General features: G+C 50.1%; 17 protein-coding genes and 1 other annotated feature. Of the genes, 8 read left to right on the forward strand and 9 right to left on the reverse strand.

Annotation, left to right across the window (positions count from 1 at the left end; all coding sequences use genetic code 11):
* The first annotated feature begins 1 nt into the window (after nt 1).
* From infC to ihfA, 7 genes are all read left to right on the forward strand, one after another.
* Entirely contained in the window at nt 2–544 is a 543-nt protein-coding gene (gene infC, locus DD586_RS21375; RefSeq protein ID WP_012884623.1) for a translation initiation factor IF-3, read from the forward strand.
* 96 nt (nt 545–640) lie between these two features.
* The gene (rpmI, locus tag DD586_RS09635) at nt 641–838 is read left to right on the forward strand and encodes a 50S ribosomal protein L35 (protein WP_012769670.1); all 198 of its coding nucleotides are present in this window, start codon (nt 641–643) and stop codon (nt 836–838) included.
* Nucleotides 839–881: 43 nt separating this feature from the next.
* Entirely contained in the window at nt 882–1,238 is a 357-nt protein-coding gene (gene rplT, locus DD586_RS09640; RefSeq protein ID WP_012769671.1) for a 50S ribosomal protein L20, read from the forward strand.
* A 168-nt stretch (nt 1,239–1,406) separates the two neighbouring features.
* Nucleotides 1,407–1,530: a sequence feature (Phe leader region), on the forward strand.
* The gene (pheM, locus tag DD586_RS22005; RefSeq protein WP_106120997.1) at nt 1,412–1,456 is read left to right on the forward strand and encodes a pheST operon leader peptide PheM; all 45 of its coding nucleotides are present in this window, start codon (nt 1,412–1,414) and stop codon (nt 1,454–1,456) included. (Overlaps the previous feature by 45 nt.)
* A 117-nt stretch (nt 1,531–1,647) precedes the next feature.
* Nucleotides 1,648–2,631, forward strand: coding sequence for a phenylalanine--tRNA ligase subunit alpha (gene pheS, locus DD586_RS09645; RefSeq protein WP_012884624.1), 984 nt, complete (start codon nt 1,648–1,650; stop codon nt 2,629–2,631).
* A 15-nt stretch (nt 2,632–2,646) separates the two neighbouring features.
* Nucleotides 2,647–5,034 carry a phenylalanine--tRNA ligase subunit beta gene (gene pheT / locus DD586_RS09650; protein ID WP_012884625.1) on the forward strand — a complete coding sequence of 796 codons (2,388 nt, stop codon included), beginning with the start codon at nt 2,647–2,649 and terminating at the stop codon, nt 5,032–5,034.
* A gap of 3 nt (nt 5,035–5,037) precedes the next feature.
* Entirely contained in the window at nt 5,038–5,337 is a 300-nt protein-coding gene (gene ihfA / locus DD586_RS09655; RefSeq protein WP_012769674.1) for an integration host factor subunit alpha, read from the forward strand.
* Between the two features lie 123 nt (nt 5,338–5,460).
* Here the strand turns inward: ihfA and DD586_RS09660 are convergent, their stop codons facing one another.
* The 3 genes from DD586_RS09660 to nadE all read right to left on the reverse strand — a co-directional run bounded on the left by DD586_RS09660 (nt 5,461) and on the right by nadE (nt 7,753).
* On the reverse strand, nt 5,461–5,808 hold the full coding sequence (locus tag DD586_RS09660; RefSeq protein ID WP_012884626.1) for a nitrous oxide-stimulated promoter family protein: 348 nt from the start codon (nt 5,806–5,808) through the stop codon (nt 5,461–5,463).
* Between the two features lie 74 nt (nt 5,809–5,882).
* Entirely contained in the window at nt 5,883–6,791 is a 909-nt protein-coding gene (yddG, locus tag DD586_RS09665; protein ID WP_012884627.1) for an aromatic amino acid DMT transporter YddG, read from the reverse strand.
* A 137-nt stretch (nt 6,792–6,928) separates the two neighbouring features.
* Nucleotides 6,929–7,753, reverse strand: coding sequence for an ammonia-dependent NAD(+) synthetase (nadE, locus tag DD586_RS09670; RefSeq protein WP_012884628.1), 825 nt, complete (start codon nt 7,751–7,753; stop codon nt 6,929–6,931).
* A gap of 228 nt (nt 7,754–7,981) precedes the next feature.
* On the opposite strand from nadE, the gene osmE reads away from it, so the two are divergent.
* Nucleotides 7,982–8,311: an osmotically-inducible lipoprotein OsmE gene (gene osmE, locus DD586_RS09675; RefSeq protein WP_012884629.1), complete on the forward strand. Its 330-nt coding sequence runs from the start codon at nt 7,982–7,984 to the stop codon at nt 8,309–8,311.
* Between the two features lie 70 nt (nt 8,312–8,381).
* Here the strand turns inward: osmE and DD586_RS09680 are convergent, their stop codons facing one another.
* The 6 genes from DD586_RS09680 to DD586_RS09705 all read right to left on the reverse strand — a co-directional run bounded on the left by DD586_RS09680 (nt 8,382) and on the right by DD586_RS09705 (nt 15,210).
* Complete coding sequence (locus DD586_RS09680; RefSeq protein WP_012884630.1) at nt 8,382–9,773, reverse strand: L-cystine transporter; 1,392 nt, start codon at nt 9,771–9,773, stop codon at nt 8,382–8,384.
* 144 nt (nt 9,774–9,917) lie between these two features.
* On the reverse strand, nt 9,918–10,496 hold the full coding sequence (locus DD586_RS09685) for a metal-dependent hydrolase (protein ID WP_012884631.1): 579 nt from the start codon (nt 10,494–10,496) through the stop codon (nt 9,918–9,920).
* Between the two features lie 77 nt (nt 10,497–10,573).
* Nucleotides 10,574–11,542 carry a pectin acetylesterase PaeX gene (paeX, locus tag DD586_RS09690; protein ID WP_041164401.1) on the reverse strand — a complete coding sequence of 323 codons (969 nt, stop codon included), beginning with the start codon at nt 11,540–11,542 and terminating at the stop codon, nt 10,574–10,576.
* Between the two features lie 270 nt (nt 11,543–11,812).
* Nucleotides 11,813–12,523 (reverse strand): oligogalacturonate-specific porin KdgM, encoded by a 711-nt coding sequence (gene kdgM, locus DD586_RS09695; RefSeq protein WP_012884633.1) that lies wholly within the window; start codon nt 12,521–12,523, stop codon nt 11,813–11,815.
* Nucleotides 12,524–12,775: 252 nt separating this feature from the next.
* Nucleotides 12,776–14,068 (reverse strand): ABC transporter substrate-binding protein, encoded by a 1,293-nt coding sequence (locus DD586_RS09700; RefSeq protein ID WP_012884634.1) that lies wholly within the window; start codon nt 14,066–14,068, stop codon nt 12,776–12,778.
* 14 nt (nt 14,069–14,082) lie between these two features.
* Nucleotides 14,083–15,210 (reverse strand): ABC transporter ATP-binding protein, encoded by a 1,128-nt coding sequence (locus DD586_RS09705; RefSeq protein WP_012884635.1) that lies wholly within the window; start codon nt 15,208–15,210, stop codon nt 14,083–14,085.
* Nucleotides 15,211–15,221 lie beyond the last annotated feature (11 nt).

Genomic DNA, 15,221 nt, shown 5'->3' on the forward strand with positions numbered 1-15,221 from the left:
TATTAAAGGCGGAAAACGAGTTCAACCGGCGCGTCCTAATCGCATCAACAGAGAAATTCGCGCACAAGAGGTACGTCTGACGGGCGTTGATGGCGAACAAATTGGTATTGTTAGCCTGAATGAAGCGTTAGAGAAAGCTGAGGAAGCAGGTGTTGATTTAGTTGAAATCAGCCCGAACGCCGAACCGCCGGTTTGCCGAATCATGGATTACGGCAAGTTCCTTTACGAGAAGAGTAAGGCCACTAAAGAACAGAAGAAGAAGCAAAAAGTTATTCAGGTCAAGGAAATCAAATTCCGGCCTGGTACCGATGATGGCGACTATCAGGTCAAACTACGCAACCTGGTTCGCTTTCTGGAAGATGGTGATAAAGCCAAGATCACACTGCGTTTCCGCGGTCGTGAAATGGCGCACCAACAGATCGGTATCGAAATGCTTAACCGCATTCGTGATGATCTGAATGAATTATCTGTCGTCGAGTCGTTCCCAAGCAAGATCGAAGGGCGTCAGATGATTATGGTGCTGGCACCGAAGAAGAAACAGTAAGGCATTCAAGTAACAACATCCGCGCTGCCTTCGCGTAGCGCGGTTTTTGTTCGCCTTATCTGATTCATTGTTTAACAATGCGAAGTGGAAATAACAATGCCAAAGATTAAAACTGTACGTGGCGCCGCTAAACGCTTCAAAAAAACCGCCAGCGGTGGTTTCAAGCGTAAGCATGCTAACCTGCGTCATATTCTGACCAAAAAAGCGACTAAACGTAAGCGTCACCTGCGTCCGAAAGCCATGGTTTCCAAAGGCGATCTGGGCCTGGTTGCAGCATGTCTGCCTTACGCATAAGTAACTTTTTTTAACTCAGAATTAAGACTTTAGGAGAGAGCATATGGCTCGCGTAAAACGTGGTGTGGTTGCTCGTGCACGTCACAAAAAGATCCTGAAACAAGCGAAAGGTTACTACGGTGCCCGTTCGCGCGTTTATCGTGTTGCCTTCCAGGCAGTAATCAAAGCTGGTCAGTACGCTTACCGTGACCGTCGTCAGCGTAAACGTCAGTTCCGCCAGCTGTGGATTGCACGTATCAATGCAGCAGCCCGCCAGAATGGCTTGTCTTACAGCAAATTCATCAATGGCCTGAAAAAAGCCTCTGTTGAAATCGACCGTAAGATTCTGGCTGACATCGCCGTATTCGACAAAGTGGCTTTCAGCGCACTGGTTGAAAAAGCGAAATCAGCTCTGGCGTAAGTCAGATGGAAGAGGGAGCTTGTCTCCCTCTTTTCGTCTCTGCCGCCGTGAAAAAAGCTGACAATGTTCCATTATCGTGGATGAAAGACTTTCAGAACGAGTGAAATTGGTATATTGTCAACGGGTTAGACAGTAATAGCCCATCAACGATGACAGCAAAAGGTAACGCAAGTATGAACGCTGCTATTTTCCGTTTCTTTTTTTACTTTAGCGCCTGAACGTCGGGGGCTTTGCGCGTAAGAAGAGAAACGAAAAGTAGCGCCTAAGCCTCCTCCGTGGAGGCTTTTTTATTGGTTCGGATTTCTTGATTCGTAGTCATAATTCGTAGCCATAGTTACGTTTGGCGCACTGAAAACCGTATCTTTCCAATCATGATTGTCGGCCATACAGGCAGAAGAAGAGGAATGCAATGCAACATCTCGCAGAACTGGTTGCTAAAGCCAGAGCAGCCATAGAACAGGCCGGAGACGTCGCCGCACTGGAAAATGTGCGCGTCGAGTTTCTGGGCAAAAAAGGTCACTTAACCCTTCAGATGACCTCGCTGCGCGAGCTGCCTGCTGAAGAACGTCCTGCCGCGGGCGCGGTGATCAATCAGGCGAAGCAGGAAGTACAGGACGCGCTGAATGCGCGTAAGCAAACGCTGGAAAATGCTGAGCTGAATGCCCGTCTGGCAGCGGAAACCATCGATGTCTCTCTGCCTGGCCGGACGATGGAAAACGGTGGTCTGCATCCGATTACCCGCACGATTGATCGCATTGAAACCTTCTTTGGCGAGCTGGGGTTTGCCGTTGCATCTGGTCCGGAAATTGAAGACGACTATCATAACTTCGATGCACTGAATATTCCCGGACATCACCCGGCGCGTGCTGACCATGACACGTTTTGGTTCGATGCTACCCGCCTGCTGCGTACACAGACGTCCGGTGTTCAGATTCGTACGATGAAGAAACAGCAGCCGCCGATTCGCATTATCGCACCGGGGCGTGTCTACCGTAACGATTACGATCAGACACATACTCCGATGTTCCATCAGATGGAAGGGCTGATCGTGGATAAAAACATCAGCTTCACCAATCTGAAGGGAACGCTGCATGATTTTCTGCGCAACTTCTTTGAGGAAGATTTACAGGTGCGTTTCCGCCCGTCCTACTTCCCGTTTACCGAACCCTCCGCCGAAGTGGATGTTATGGGCAAGAATGGCAAATGGCTCGAAGTACTGGGCTGTGGCATGGTGCATCCAAACGTGTTGCGTAATGTCGGCATCGACCCGGAAGTGTATTCCGGCTTTGCATTTGGTATGGGGATGGAACGTCTGACCATGCTGCGCTATGGCGTGACGGATTTGCGCGCCTTCTTCGAAAACGATTTACGCTTCCTCAAACAGTTTAAATAAGGCAGGAATATCAAGATGAAATTCAGTGAACTCTGGTTACGGGAATGGGTTAACCCAGCTATCAGCAGCGATGCCTTATCTGAACAAATCACGATGGCGGGCCTGGAAGTGGATGGCGTCGAGCCGGTTGCAGGGGTCTTCCACGGTGTGGTCGTCGGGGAAGTTGTAGAATGTGCACAGCATCCGAATGCGGATAAACTGCGTGTCACTAAGGTGAATGTTGGCGGTGAGCGCTTGCTGGATATCGTTTGTGGCGCGCCTAATTGCCGTCAAGGGCTCAAGGTGGCGGTAGCCACGGTGGGCGCAGTATTGCCGGGTGATTTCAAAATCAAGGCTGCCAAACTGCGTGGCGAGCCGTCTGAAGGCATGCTGTGTTCTTTCTCCGAACTGGGGATTTCCGAGGATCATAGCGGCATTATCGAACTGCCGTCCGATGCACCGTTGGGTACTGACATCCGCGAATATCTGAAATTGGATGACCATACCATTGAAATCAGCGTAACCCCTAACCGTGCCGACTGTCTGGGCATTTTGGGGGTAGCGCGTGACGTTGCAGTATTAAATGCAATGGAACTGACTACGCCGACGACTGAACCGGTGTCCGCTACGATTGCCGATCAATTCCCGATTCAGGTTGAAGCGAGCGATGCCTGCCCACGTTATTTGGGGCGAGTGGTCAAAGGTATCAATGTGAAAGCGGCTACGCCGTTATGGATGCGTGAAAAACTGCGCCGTTGTGGTATCCGCTCCATCGATCCGGTTGTGGATGTCACTAACTATGTCTTGCTGGAACTGGGTCAGCCGATGCATGCGTTCGACCTTAATCGTCTGGAAGGCGGTATTGTGGTACGCATGGCGAAAGAAGGGGAAACCCTGCGCCTGTTAGACGGCACTGACGCCACCCTGAGCGCTGACACACTGGTGATTGCCGATCATCAAAAAGCGCTGGCGATGGGGGGGATTTTCGGTGGTGAGCATTCCGGCGTAAATGGTGGCACGCAAGATGTGCTGCTGGAATGCGCCTATTTTAATCCGTTGTCGATTACAGGGCGTGCCCGCCGTTATGGTCTGCATACAGATGCATCACATCGCTATGAGCGTGGTGTGGATCCGGCATTGCAGTATCAGGCAATCGAGCGTGCGACGCGTCTGCTACTGGATATTTGCGGTGGTGACGCTGGCCCGGTCGTGGATGTGAGCAGTGAGAAAGATTTACCGGCATGCGCGACCATCACGTTGCGTCGCGAAAAGCTAGATCGGTTGATTGGTCATGAGATTTCCGATGAGAAAGTTAGCGATATTCTGAACCGTTTGGGTTGTCAGGTGACGAAAACCGCTGATGGCTGGCAGGCGGTGGCGCCGAGCTGGCGTTTCGATATGGCTATCGAGGAAGATTTGGTAGAAGAAGTGGCGCGTATTTACGGCTACAACAATATTCCGAATATTCCTACTCAAGCGCCGCTGAAGATGACGCAACATCGCGAAGCGAGTCTGACGCTTAAGCGTGTGAAAACGTTGTTGGTAGATCGCGGTTTTCAGGAAGCGATCACATACAGCTTCGTTGATCCTAAGATTCAGTCGCTGATTCATCCCGGTGAAGAGGCGCTGATTCTGCCGAGCCCGATTTCGGTAGAAATGTCCGCTATGCGCCTGTCTCTGTGGAGTGGGTTGTTGGGGGCTGTGGTGTATAACCAGAACCGTCAACAAAGCCGTCTGCGCGTGTTTGAGAGCGGTTTACGCTTTGTTCCGGACCAGAGCGCCGATTTGGGTGTGCGTCAGGAAACCATGCTGGCAGGGGTTATCACGGGGACTCGCTACGAAGAGCATTGGGATCTGGCACGCCAGACCGTTGACTTCTATGATTTAAAAGGCGATTTGGAAGCGGTATTGGCATTGACTGGGAAACTGTCTGCGATTGAGTTTCGCGCAGAGAGTCACTCAGCATTGCACCCAGGGCAGAGCGCGGCTATCTATCTGGCTGGCGAGCGTATCGGTTATATCGGTGTTGTTCACCCGGAACTGGAGCGCAAGCTGGACTTGAACGGCCGTACCGTGGTGTTTGAAGTGCTGTGGGATAAGCTGGCTGATCGTGTGGTGCCAGAGGCGGCGGACATTTCTCGTTTCCCGGCAAACCGTCGTGATATTGCTGTGGTAGTGGCTGAAAGCGTGCCTGCTGGCGACGTTTTGAACGAGTGCAAGAAAGTTGGCGCAAATCAGTTAGTTGGCGTAAACTTATTTGACGTGTACCGGGGCAAGGGCGTAGCGGAAGGGTATAAGAGTCTTGCTATCAGTCTGGTATTGCAGGATACCGCTCGTACACTGGCAGAAGAGGAAATTGCTGCTACCGTTGCGCAATGTGTAGCAGTACTAAAACAGCGATTCCAAGCATCCTTGAGGGATTAACCTATGGCGCTTACTAAAGCTGAAATGTCTGAATACCTGTTTGAAAAGCTTGGGCTCAGCAAACGGGATGCCAAAGAGCTCGTCGAGTTGTTTTTCGAAGAAGTACGGCGCGCTCTGGAAAATGGTGAGCAGGTTAAGTTGTCGGGGTTTGGCAACTTTGACTTGCGGGACAAGAACCAGCGCCCGGGACGTAACCCAAAAACCGGCGAAGATATTCCGATTACGGCGCGTCGGGTCGTTACGTTCCGTCCAGGGCAAAAATTAAAGAGCAGAGTGGAAAACGCGTCACCCAAAGAGTCCTGATTTGACAAAAAGGCCGCATTAGCGGCCTTTTCCTTTTACAGAATCGTCTGAAAATGGTGTAGTCGATTCAGGCTTTTTTACTACTTGAGCTGAACTACTGGCGCTGAACGACTTTTCGCAGAACTATTTGCGTGGGCGTTGCGGCGCGGCAGGCGCAGGCTTGCGGTCATCTAACAGATGTCGGATGGCCAGTATCGGATGGTGCAACAACATTCTTGGCCCGGCCCATCGCATGACAACCTTGATCTCCTCTCGCTTCGCAGGCTGATAGCAATGGATCGGACACTGTTTGCAGGCGGGTTTATTTTCTCCGTAGTAACATTTTTTTAGCCGGTTTAAGGCGTAGTCCTGCAGCCTGATATAATAATCCGTATCATCGGCAGGGGCTGGAAAGGTACGTTCATACAACGTGATCATTGCCTGAATGGTACGGATTTCCCGTTGAATGCGTTTGCCGGAGGAAGAAGACATCGCTGTGCTCCCATGGTGATCATTAAGTTGCATAATAAATGCATTTTAATCGAGAAACACAATCCTGTCGCCGTTTAAGGTGCTCCACGTGTCGCCAGCCAGGATAGCAGCGACCCCAACGTCACCATGATAACGCCTTGCCAGAACGCCACCGAAGGGGTGGTTTGTAGCCACAGCGTTGCCATCAGCGTCGTCAGTATCGGGGTAAAATAAGATGCCGTTGCCAGCAATGCCATGTTGCCGCGTTGAATGCCGGTATCCCACGCGGCATAGGCCAATGCCGTTGAACCGCCGATAAATAGCAATTCGAGCAGAGTGCGCATCGAGAAAGTACGCATCGAGAAAGAGAATGTCGGCGCGTCACTGTGCAGATATTGTCCCCATAACACCACCGCCGTGACGATGAAAAACAGCAGTATGCCACTTTTGCCATTACCGAAACGGCGCGAGATATTGCAGTACAGCGCCCAGACCAGCGCAGCGGCCAGCGCCATGCAATAAGCCAGTGGGTTGCTGCTGACATTCTGCCACATCAGGGTGGGAGTCCAGTCACCGTTACCTTTCAGAATCCATAGAATACCGACTATCGACAGGGCAAGGCCCGGCCACAGCCATAATCGAGTTTTCTGTTGATTGATAAACAGTGAAAACAGAATGGTCAGGCAAGGCCACAGGTAATTAATCATTCCCAGCTCCATTGCCTGCAGACGGTTTTGTGCCATCCCAATCGACAATGAAAAACAGATTTCGTAGCTGACGAATAAGGCTCCGCCGAGTAGCAGGTAGATTCTGGCATGAGTACGAAAGGTGGGGCGATGCCCGAACAACAGCAAGCATATCGCGCTGGTCGTGTAAATCATGGCCGCGCCGCCTAGCGCACCGAGTGCTTCGGTCAGACTACGGATCACCCCAACAGAGGTGCTCCAGAGGACGATTGCCAGTAAACCAGCTAGCGTAGCGCGACGAGGGGTTATGGGTATCATTAGTGGTTATCGACTATCATGGTTATTGATTATCAATGGTTATTTATTATCAATAGTTATTGGCTATCACGTGGCAAGAAAGCGGGCAGATGCCAGTGAGTCGCACCTGCCCGGGGAGATTAACGTGGTGAAGGCTATTAACGCCAGAAGTCGTCAAAAACGGTAATTGGCGGGCGGCGTTTATGCTCGGTTCTGCGATACCAACCTTCAATAACCGCGACGTCAATCGGATCAAGCTGTTTGCCTTCCAGATAATCGTCAATTTTCTCGTACGTGATGCCGAGAGCCATCTCATCCGGTAAGGAGGGACGATCATCTTCCAGGTCTGCCGTTGGTGCCTTGGTATAAAGGTGGGACGGGCAACCCAGCAGCGTGAGTAAGGCTTTACCTTGCCGTTTGTTGAGACGGAAAATCGGGTTAATGTCGGTGCCGCCATCACCGTACTTGGTGAAAAACCCGGTGACGGCTTCCGCTGCATGGTCGGTACCCACGACCAATCCAGCGTTCATGCCAGCGATGCTGTACTGTGCTTTCATGCGCTCACGCGCTTTTTCGTTGCCTTTGACGAAGTCAGACAACTCGATGCCGATAGCGCGCAGCGTCGCTTCACTGGCATCTACCGCCGGTTTGATATTGACTGTCAGCACCTGATCAGGCTCGATAAACTGAATCGCATCCTGACAGTCCTGCTCATCGGCTTGCACGCCATACGGTAACCGTACCGCAATAAAGCGATAATCGGCTTTGCCGGTTTCCTGGCGCAACTCGGTGATAGCGGTCTGGCATAATTTGCCGGTTAGTGTCGAATCCTGCCCGCCGCTGATCCCCAGTACCAGGCTTTTGACGAACGGGTGCGCCTTAAGATAATTCTTTAAAAAATCAACGCTCACCCGAATTTCCTGTGCCGGATCAATCGCGCTTTTTACCCCGAGCGCCCGAATGATTTCTTTCTGTAATGACATGTCCACCCCCTACTGAACCTATTGATGTGCCAGAACAATTACTCACATCGCCAAAGAGTAACGTTAATTCCGACGGAGTAAAAGAACAAGAAAAAGCCGGTGGCTTTACAGTGATTCGGGGGCTTTTTCGCCAATTATCAGCCTGTTGAAAGACAATAAGGGATTTGAAAAAGCTGTGGTGGCTATCTAGTCTTAGCAATACCGATAGCGAATGAGTGAGGTCATTCCATGAAGAAGCGTGATTTATTCCTGTGTATCGCAGCAAGTACCCTGATGCTCACTGGGTGTGTGGCTTACGATCGTGCAGAAAATTTTTTCACTAAACCGGTGGTGAAGGACGTGAAAAAAGGCATGAGCCGTCAGGAGGTGAACCAGATTGCCGGGCCTGCATCGACGCAAGCCACGATGCTTCATGCTCGGGGAACCTGTAATACTTATGTGCTAGGTACCCGCGACGGTAAGGTGCAGTATTACTTTGTCAGCTTTGATGAGACCGGACATGTACTGAACAAGGGGTTCCAGAGTTGCCAGGAATACGACACCAATCCAAAATTCTAAGTGGTAAAAACCATGCCGACGCGAGGAATACCCGTGTTGCCGGCATGGTTTTATAACATTACGACAGGGATTAGCGGTGAGTTAACACCGTATCATCATCCGTGTTAAACACGGCTTTATCGGTTTGTCTGAGCAACTGGCTGGTCACGGTGCCTGCTGTCATAGAGCCGCTGACGTTCAGTGCGGTACGGCCCATATCGATGAGCGGTTCAATCGAAATCAGCAGTGCCACCAGTGTTACGGGTAAGCCCATGGCTGGCAGGACAATCAACGCAGCGAAGGTGGCTCCGCCGCCAACCCCCGCGACACCGGCTGAACTGAGCGTGACAATGCCAGCCAGCGTGGCTATCCACATTGGGTCCCACGGATTGATACCGACCGTTGGGGCGACCATGACGGCCAGCATCGCCGGATATAACCCCGCGCAACCATTCTGACCGATGGTGGTACCAAACGACGCGGCAAAGCTCGCAATAGATTCTGGTACGCCGATACGGCGCGTCTGCGCTTCGATATTCAGCGGGATAGTGGCTGCGCTGGAACGGCTGGTGAACGCGAAGCTCAGCACCGGCCAGACTTTGCGGTAGAAGCGGGCAGGATTGATGCCCGTCAACGCCAGTAACACGGCATGCACGCCAAACATTAACCCCAGACCAAGATAGGATGCCACAACAAAGCCGCCGAGCTTGAGGATATCTTGCAGGTTAGAGCTGGCGACCATTTTGGTCATCAATGCCATCACGCCATAAGGTGTGAGGCGCATAACCAAACGGACTAGCTTCATTACCCAGGATTGTAAGGTATCAATCGCCGTCAGTACGCGTTCGCCTTTCACCGCATCGTCTTTGACCAGGTGCAGGGCGGCGACACCAAGGAAGGCCGCGAAAATGACCACGCTGATGATTGACGTCGGGTTGGCGCCGGTCAGGTCGGCAAACGGGTTTTTCGGAATAAATGACAGCAGCAGTTGTGGTACGTTCAGGTCTGCGACCTTACCAACATAACTCGTCTGGATAGTCGATAGCCGTGCGGTTTCCTGTGAGCCTTGCACCAGCCCTGAAGCGGTAAGTCCAAACAGGTTGGTCACAAAGATACCGATTAAAGCGGCGATCAGCGTGGTAAACAGCAACGTACCGAGAGCCAGCAGGCTTATTTTCCCCAACGATGACGCGTTATGTAAGCGCGCCACTGAATTAAGAATCGACACGAACACCAGCGGCATCACGATCATTTGCAGTAATTGCACGTAGCCGTTGCCAACGATGTTGAACCAGGCGATGGATTGTTTGATGACCGGGTTGTCATCACCATAAATCAGGTGTAATACCAGTCCAAACAGAACGCCAGTGACCAGACCCAGCAGTACCTTTTTAGACAGACTCCAGCTTTTATTACCGCCATACCCTAGTGCGAAAAGTAGCATAGCAAAAACAAGCACATTGATTATCAGCGGAAAATTCATCCCACTACTCCTTTTTTAATGTTTATCACCGCTACGGTCAGAAGAAACGTAGCCAGCGCAGTAGAATAACAGGTCTTTTATATTGCGGTTATAGAGATAACTAACATTGATTAAACCGAATGGAATAACGAGGTTGGCGTTGATTTAACGCATCAGTAGTTCATGCAATTGTTGGCCGAATTGCTGCAACCAGCGCGCAGGTTCGCCGTAGTGCCAGGATTCCAGCGGTTGTTGTGGTTGCCATAACATAAACAGAATAAGGCCTACACACAGTATGCGCTCCAGTTGGTTTCCTTTATCACTATTGAGAATGGGCAGACGAAAGCGCCAGCGGCACGGCCATAACAGTGGTACGCCAGCGGTCGTCAACATATCTGCGACGATGTGGCTTAAATACCCAACGATCATGGCATGGTAAACATCACCCGGTAAGGGCCAGTCGACCGGTAGCCGGGTACGAATAACATAAACGCCGACCAATATCGCCAGCAGGCTATGTGTAAAACCACGGTGACCACACAACCTGGCAATCGGCACGGAAATCCATTTCAGGCGCTGGCCCAGAATCGACTTTGGGTGATCGATGTCCGGTAACAGGGCCGTTAGCATAGCGGCGGGAATAATATGCCACCAGTCGCCCGTTGCCAGAGCGGGCGAGAGTTCTGCTTTCTTTGCAAAGATTGCGCTGGCTACGGCAAACAGGAGGTGGCCTTCCGCGGTCATGAAACATCTCAAAAACTGTCATTTTATACAGTATAAGAGATTGTAACGATCGACGAAAGGTGTGACGCTGTAACCAGTTATGTTTTATCTGGTTGATTCCCGGTCTTTTTATCTAATTGCAGTGATTTTATCCAGTTATTTAATAACTGTGGCCACATAGCTACAGGTAGTCCGGTTGTCCCTCGGATACCAAAACCATGTTTCCCTTGTTCAAACAGATGAATTTCAGCCGGAATGCCGTGCTCTCGCAGTGCTGCCAGCATCACCAGGCTGTTGTCTACTGGCACCGAGGGGTCATCAATCGCATGTACCAAAAATGTCGGTGGCGTTTGCGTACTGACCTGTTTTTCTGCGGAATAACGCTGAATTTGTGCGTCGCTGGGGTGGGAACCTATCAGCGCTTTGCGCGAGCCCGGGTGAGCAATATGTTCCTGCATAGAGATGACGGGGTACATCAGCATCATAAAGTCGGGGCGGGCGCTGGCGTAGTCTATTTCGTCCTGAGCCGGATAAACGGTTTGTGCAAAACGGGTACCCAGGCTGGCTGCAACATGCCCGCCCGCAGAAAATCCCATCACGCCGATATGGTGCGGGTTAATGCGCCATTGTGCAGCATGGGTACGCAAAGTGCGGATCGCGCGTTGAGCATCGGCCAGTGGCGCATCGGCACCTTCCTGATGGCCATCGGCTGGCATACGGTAGGTCATAACGAACAGGGTATAACCTTGTTGAGTGAAATACGGTGCCAGGTCACTGCCTTCTTTATCCAGTACAACACGCTGGTAAGAGCCGCCAGGGGTAATTAATAGGGCGGTACCGTTAGGGTTTTCTGGCGCATAAACCGTGATTTCTGGTCGGCGTATGCCGGTTACGGCACGGTCTGGCAGTGTGGGATCTTTGCTGCGCTCAACCACTTGCTGCTGTACTGACGATGTGACCGCACCGGGAGCGTCGCCTTGCGGCCATACCGGGAAGGTGGTGTCGGCGAAGGTAAGTCCACTGACAGACATGATAAGTGTTCCTGTAATGAATTTGCCTAGTGACATAGCCGTTTATCCATGGTGTTTATTGGGTCAGTATGACGGTGGTGGGGATAAAAAAACAGGTAAACATTTCATCGAAGAGAATAAAATGTTTACCCAAACTGGCGAGTAAAATTATTTCCCATAAAGGGAAACAGGCACAGAAATTTAAAATGACGAATTGATGGTTTGGTTAATTCCTGGCAGATATTAACCTGGATAATAAAAATGTCGCACTAATAACACGGTTATTATCCGTTTTGACGCAATATTCCAGATGTCGTGGTCAGTGAATTAGAAACTGTACTGCACACCGACGCGGTAACGCGTTTGACGTTCGTCGGTGGATTTAGAACCAGCAACGTTACCCACTTCAACATAAGGTTTCCAATTCTTGTCCCATTTATAAGACAATTTCACGTTATGAGTGATTTCATAATCATCGTTATCGGCAAGAACAACTTCACCTGAGGTGGCTTTTTTATATTCCAGCTCGTAACCGATGGTGTAAACCTGCAGGAAGGTATAATCGATATTACCGGTTAAGGTATAACCTTTGTCTGTCGTATTATCCTTACCAATATTGCCACTATTACGTTTGAAGTAAGGACGATAACGTAACGCGACGGAAAAATCATCGGTGACATTAGCGCGACCGCGAATGTAAGGGCGATAGTTGTTGCCGGATGATCCTGATTCTAAAGACAAACCTGGCTCGATAGAAAAGGTGTTATTGAATTTATAAACATAGCTGGCAATCACCTCAGTACCGTTGCTGACTTGCTCATTGAAGGGCTTATCCGGCGTTTTGTCATTGCTGGATTGCGCCCATTTCACTTCGGAAGATAATCCGAAGCCATTAGCAAAGCGATGAGCAATTGTCAGACGGTCTTTATGGCCCGCTTTAGCGGTATCCTGCATTTCATGACGATAATCGATGGATACAGCTAAAGCGTTAACGCTAACCAGAGATGCAACAGCCAAAGTTAATAATTTAATCTTCATTGTATTTTCCCTATATATATACAGATAAAGAAAAGAATAAAAAAAATAAAATCGATGTGTTCTTATGGAACGAGTTCTATTTTATGGATTATTTAATTTCGTTTTGTGATCTTGATCTTTTAGAATCACAATAAATTCAAAATCATTTCAAATTGTGACGATGATCGACATAATGATTCATTTTGTTTCAATTTAAATAAAAAAAAGCCCCGGCTTGGCGCACGGGGCTTTAAATAGAAAATCAAATGGCAATTATTCTTTCATTGCACGTTTCAGAATACGATCAGCCTGACGTTGGAAATATTTAGCCGTTTCTTCCACGGATTTCTGACCATAATCGATATATTGAATGGCATCACCAAATAATGCGACAATTTGTGGGTCATCGAAATAAGGTGATGTCTTGGTTTCATGTGGTAAAGACAATGCCAGATTCAGACCAGCAACTGACGGATCGTTATCTTTGATCACACCATCAGCACGCAATTGAGCAACGGCTGCTTTGCTCAACGGCACGCCACGCTCCAGACCCAGTGCCTGGATCCCTTCCTTGCTGTTCAACAGATAGTTGATCAGCATGGCCGCTTCTTTCGGATGCTTGCTGGATTTGCCGATGGACAACATCTGGGCAGGTTTGAAGAACAGCCCTGCCTCTTTAGCGCCTGGCAGCATGGGGTAGGAGCCTAACTCCAGTTTTGCCGGTGGCTGCAGGTTGTCGGAGTATTTGGTGATGGTGGAGTTCCACATGTAAGTGCCGCCCCATTCACCCGCAATCCATGGCTTCATTTCATACATGTTGCTCTTGCCAAACGAAGCGTAGTACTTCGCAGACGGCATGACGTGGGAATCAACCAGCTTTTTATACGTCTCGAAGAATTCTACCCACTGTGCGTCGGTATAAGAGAATTTCTTGTTCTTCTCGTCTACCGCCGGGATGTTGTATTTCTGAACCATGTAGGAGTTCAGCAGTGCCAGGGAGTCCTGATGCTCTAATACCAGCGGGTAGAATTGGTCGCCCAGTTTTTCCTTGAAGACTTTACCGGCGTTCATTAACTCATCCCAGTTTTTCGGGTAAGTTAAGCCGGATTTCTTCCAGGTTTCGATGTTGTAATAGAACACACGAGCTGTCACCGAGATCGGAATCCCGTTCAGTTTGCCGTCTACCGTCGTGGCCTGCAGTTCTTTCGCGTCAAATTGCGACAGATCCAATACGTCTTTCACTTTGTTCAGGTCGTAGAAACCATCACCCGTGCGGGAGAAAATCGGCAGCCAGTTCCAGTTGGTCTGCATCACATCCGGTTCGGTATTGCCCGCGATTTGGGTAGTCAGGCGGGACAGGTGACCATCCCAGCCGGTGTATTCTGCTTTAACTTTGATGTCCGGGTACTTTTTCTGGAATTCCTCGATGGCTTTCAGTGTCACCTGGTGACGACCGTTACCGCCCCACCATGACATGCGCAGGTCAACCTGGTCAGCAGCAAAAGACTGGTGCGCCATCAGCGCCAGAGAAGAGGCAATTAATGTCCGTAGGATCACTTTTTTCATCGGTTATACTCCTGTTAGAGAGAGATATTTTGTTCTGTTTTTGCATCAAAGATATGGCATTTATCCATATCAAATTTGAAATACACCTGGCGATGCATGCTGTTGTTGATAATCGTCCGCGCTTCATCTGACGGCATACGACTGGTCAACTCAAACCCATCAACCTTGATGTACATAAAGAACTCGTGGCCCATGTTTTCGGCACGTACCAGATCTCCCTGGAAGTGGCCGCCATCGAAAGGTGTTTCCGATACCGTGACGTATTCAGGGCGAACGCCGAAGCAGATATCTTTACCCACATAATTGCGGACTTTATCCTGCTTGGATTGATTCAAACTCATGGTGTATTGGCCGACCTGCAATGAGATCTGACCGTTTTCTTCCAACAGTTTGCCCGGCTTGATGTTCATTTCTGGCGCACCGATAAAACCGGCGACAAACATGTTTTTCGGGAAGTGATACAGGTTATCCGGCGTATCTACCTGCATGATGTGACCCAGCTTCATGACACAAATGCGATCGCCCATCGTCATGGCCTCGGTCTGGTCATGGGTCACGTAGACGCTGGTAGCGGGATGACCACTCTTTTTCAACTGTTTATGCAAATCTGAGATACGGATACGCATTGAGGCACGTAGCTTGGCATCCAGGTTGGAGAGTGGTTCATCGAACAGGAATACATCCGGTTTTTTCACGATAGCGCGGCCTACCGCCACACGCTGCGCCTGACCGCCGGATAGCTGCCGTGGCAGACGATCCATCAATTCTTCCAGTTCCAGAATTTTGGCTGCTTCATTCACCTGTGCTTCGATCTTGTCTTTCGGCATCTTGCTAAGTTTCAGGCCGAAGGCCAGGTTTTCGCGAACCGTCATGTGCGGGTAGAGCGCGTAGTTCTGGAACACCATCGCGATACCGCGATCTTTCGGTGCCAGATTGTTGACGATCTTGTCGCCGATACGAACTTCACCGCCGCTGATGGTTTCCAGACCGGCCAGCATGCGCAGGGTAGTGGACTTGGCACAACCAGACGGCCCGACGATGACCATGAACTCGCCATCTTTGATCGTCAGGTCGATACCGTGAACTGCTTTGAAACCGTTGGAGTAAACTTTTTCCAGTTTGTTGAAAATGACTTCAGCCATGATAATTCCTC

Source organism: Dickeya parazeae Ech586, from assembly GCF_000025065.1.
GTDB lineage: Bacteria > Pseudomonadota > Gammaproteobacteria > Enterobacterales > Enterobacteriaceae > Dickeya > Dickeya zeae.

Coding starts and splice junctions, on each gene's coding strand:
- DD586_RS09700 (WP_012884634.1), bottom strand. CDS start 14,068: ATGAAAAAAGTGATCCTACGGACATTAATTGCCTCTTCTCTGGCGCTG.
- nadE (WP_012884628.1), bottom strand. CDS start 7,753: ATGTCATTACAGAAAGAAATCATTCGGGCGCTCGGGGTAAAAAGCGCG.
- yddG (WP_012884627.1), bottom strand. CDS start 6,791: ATGATACCCATAACCCCTCGTCGCGCTACGCTAGCTGGTTTACTGGCA.
- DD586_RS09685 (WP_012884631.1), bottom strand. CDS start 10,496: ATGACCGCGGAAGGCCACCTCCTGTTTGCCGTAGCCAGCGCAATCTTT.
- pheT (WP_012884625.1), top strand. CDS start 2,647: ATGAAATTCAGTGAACTCTGGTTACGGGAATGGGTTAACCCAGCTATC.
- paeX (WP_041164401.1), bottom strand. CDS start 11,542: ATGTCACTAGGCAAATTCATTACAGGAACACTTATCATGTCTGTCAGT.
- ihfA (WP_012769674.1), top strand. CDS start 5,038: ATGGCGCTTACTAAAGCTGAAATGTCTGAATACCTGTTTGAAAAGCTT.
- pheS (WP_012884624.1), top strand. CDS start 1,648: ATGCAACATCTCGCAGAACTGGTTGCTAAAGCCAGAGCAGCCATAGAA.
- osmE (WP_012884629.1), top strand. CDS start 7,982: ATGAAGAAGCGTGATTTATTCCTGTGTATCGCAGCAAGTACCCTGATG.
- DD586_RS09660 (WP_012884626.1), bottom strand. CDS start 5,808: ATGTCTTCTTCCTCCGGCAAACGCATTCAACGGGAAATCCGTACCATT.
- rpmI (WP_012769670.1), top strand. CDS start 641: ATGCCAAAGATTAAAACTGTACGTGGCGCCGCTAAACGCTTCAAAAAA.
- kdgM (WP_012884633.1), bottom strand. CDS start 12,523: ATGAAGATTAAATTATTAACTTTGGCTGTTGCATCTCTGGTTAGCGTT.
- rplT (WP_012769671.1), top strand. CDS start 882: ATGGCTCGCGTAAAACGTGGTGTGGTTGCTCGTGCACGTCACAAAAAG.
- DD586_RS09705 (WP_012884635.1), bottom strand. CDS start 15,210: ATGGCTGAAGTCATTTTCAACAAACTGGAAAAAGTTTACTCCAACGGT.
- DD586_RS09680 (WP_012884630.1), bottom strand. CDS start 9,773: ATGAATTTTCCGCTGATAATCAATGTGCTTGTTTTTGCTATGCTACTT.